The sequence below is a fragment of the Bacillus sp. 03113 genome, from assembly GCF_006546985.1.
Lineage (GTDB): Bacteria > Bacillota > Bacilli > Bacillales > Cytobacillaceae > VATK01.
Genome location: NZ_VATK01000041.1, coordinates 1 through 2,486, shown reverse-complemented (window position 1 = coordinate 2,486; position 2,486 = coordinate 1). Strand labels below are relative to the sequence as shown.

Annotated in this window: 2 protein-coding genes; both read left to right on the top strand. The window is 40.0% G+C overall.

Features of this window, described 5'->3' with window-relative positions; all coding sequences use genetic code 11:
• Positions 1-133 precede the first annotated feature (133 nt).
• Positions 134-1,678 carry an IS21 family transposase gene (gene istA, locus FDO66_RS20635; protein ID WP_141434533.1) on the top strand — a complete coding sequence of 515 codons (1,545 nt, stop codon included), beginning with the start codon at positions 134-136 and terminating at the stop codon, positions 1,676-1,678.
• The gene (gene istB, locus FDO66_RS20630; RefSeq protein ID WP_101662422.1) at positions 1,678-2,442 is read left to right on the top strand and encodes an IS21-like element IS643 family helper ATPase IstB; all 765 of its coding nucleotides are present in this window, start codon (positions 1,678-1,680) and stop codon (positions 2,440-2,442) included. Before istA ends, istB begins: the two co-directional genes overlap by 1 nt.
• Positions 2,443-2,486: the final 44 nt, after the last annotated feature.

The window sequence follows — 2,486 nt, the reverse complement described above, 5'->3', positions numbered from 1 at the left end:
TTGTAAACGCTAGAATAAAGTTGACAGTTTTCGCTTGATAAGATTTTACACTTTTGCTCAATCAACCTACTACTTTAGTAAAATAGATATTGACGTTATTTTACTGGAGGTTAGGGTTTTGGAGGAGAAGTTAGTGTTATATGTAAAGATTCATGAACTACGTAAAAGAAAATTTAAAGTAGCACAAATCGCTAAGGAGCTAAAGATCTCAAGACCAACTGTCTATAAGTATTTAGAAATGACATTTGATGAGGCAAGAGCTTACACTGAACAGCCTTTGGGGAAGAAGAAAAAACTAAATCACTATAAAGACTGGATACTTGCCTGGCTAGAAGAGTATCCTCACCTGAGTAGTGCTCAGATTCATGATTGGCTTTTGGAGAGATATCCCGACCTATCGGTCGGTGGAAGTACTGTGAGATCTTATGTGAAAGATATTCGTGAAGTCTATCAGATTGAGAAAAAGGTCATTGTCCGTCAATACGAAGCAGTTCCTGAACAACCAATGGGCAAACAACTTCAGGTAGACTGGGGTGAAACAAAACAGAAGACGACAGACAACAAAGAAGTCAAACTGTACTTTATTGCCTTTGTACTCGCTCACTCCAGACATAAATATATGGAATGGCAGGCACGTCCATTTACTACAAGAGATGCGATCAGGTGTCATGAAAATGCATTTCAATTCTACGGAGGACGAACAGAAGAAATCGTCTATGATCAGGACCACTTAATCACAGTGAGTGAAAATGCAGGCCAGCTGCTTTTAACAGCTGAATTTCAAAGCTATGTAAATGAGCGTAAATTCAAAGTTCACTTGTGTAGAAGAGCTGATCCAGAATCTAAAGGCATGATTGAAAATGTAGTGAAATACATAAAAGGCAATTTCGCTGACAGTCGGGTGTTTAGTGACATAGAAGATTGGAATGATCGAGCACTACAGTGGCTCGAGCGTACTGGGAACCATCAGGTTCACCAGACCACGAAAAAAAGACCAGCAGAAGTGTTTCTCCTCGAAAAGCAACACTTACAGCCAGTCTCTTCGTTACTTTCATATGAAAGTACCAATAACCAAAGTATAACAAGAAGTGTGAGCAAGGACAACACGATCCGTTATAAGTCAAACCGTTATTCCGTCCCACTTGGGACTTATCAAACAATGAGTGAGAATCTTGTATGGATTGAAGCGACAGACGAAGAGCAAAAGACGCTCGTCATCCGCAGAGAAGCAAATGGTGAGGTAATTGCCGAGCATCTTATTAGCTCAGAAAAAGGAAAACTCATTCAAAACCGTCATCATACTCGTGATCGCTCCAAAGGGGTTGAAGAGCTTAAGCAATGTCTAATCTCTTACTTTGAAAATCAGACACAAGCAGCTGCTTATTTGGATGAGATCAGCCAAATATACCCGAGGTATCGTCGAGACCAGTTTGCGATCATCTACAAGGTGATTCAACAGTATCCAGCATTAATTGATACTGTGATGACTAAGTGCATGACAGAGAAACTATACAATGCGAATGATTTTCGGGATATCGCTCATCACCTTGATACATTGCGTGATGAACCAGTTATAGAGGTACAATCCTTTTATGCCAATCCAGCAAAACATCCTCATATTAAGGCCTCTACCCGTTCTTTAAATGCGTATACTAGCATTTTAGGAGGTCGAGCATGATGAACAAGACAGTGCATGAATTACAAGACCAATTTCGTCAGTTACGTTTATCAGAGACTGCGGAGGAGCTGCCACAGCTTCTTCGCGAAGCTGAAAAAGCATCATGGACCTACTTGGAATTCTTAGAATCTATCACAAGATATGAATTAGCAAAACGTGAAGCGAAGAGCCTTGAAAAAAGAATGAAATGGGCACGCTTCCCTTTCGTGAAGTCATTAGATGAGTTTGAACTTAAAGGTCAAAACGTTCTAACAGCCCGCCAGCTTTCTCAACTTCGAGAATTGAGCTGGTTAGAGCAACAATACAATTTAATTCTTCTAGGTCCCCCTGGCATCGGAAAAACGTATATCGCAATTGGGCTGGGACTCGAAGCCGTTCACAGAGGATTCAATGTTTACTTCGCTACAATGGGTGAGCTTGTGCAGCTTTTAAAGACAGAAGAATACCTGAATAAATCTAAAGTCCAACTCAAACGGATTAGAAATGCCGATCTTGTGATTATCGACGATTTGATGTACATGGCGATGGATCAGAGAGAAGCAAACTTATTTTTTCATTTAATCAATCATTTATACGAACGAAGTTCGATCATCCTGACTTCAAATAAAAGTCCAGATGAATGGGGTAATTTAATTGGAGATCAAGGCATTACGACAGCTATTTTAGATCGTTTACTTCATCGTGTGGAAGTCATACATGGTGGAGAGGATGAGGAAAGTCATCGGATGAAAAACCGGAAAAGCATTTTTTCAGCAGAAGTGTAAAAAGGAAACGAGCAAAAAGTGTAAAATTCGACTTGACGTCTACA

What these genes read in the sequence shown, in the direction of transcription:
- istB (WP_101662422.1), top strand. Translation starts at nt 1,678, where the DNA reads ATGAACAAGACAGTGCATGAATTACAAGACCAATTTCGTCAGTTACGT.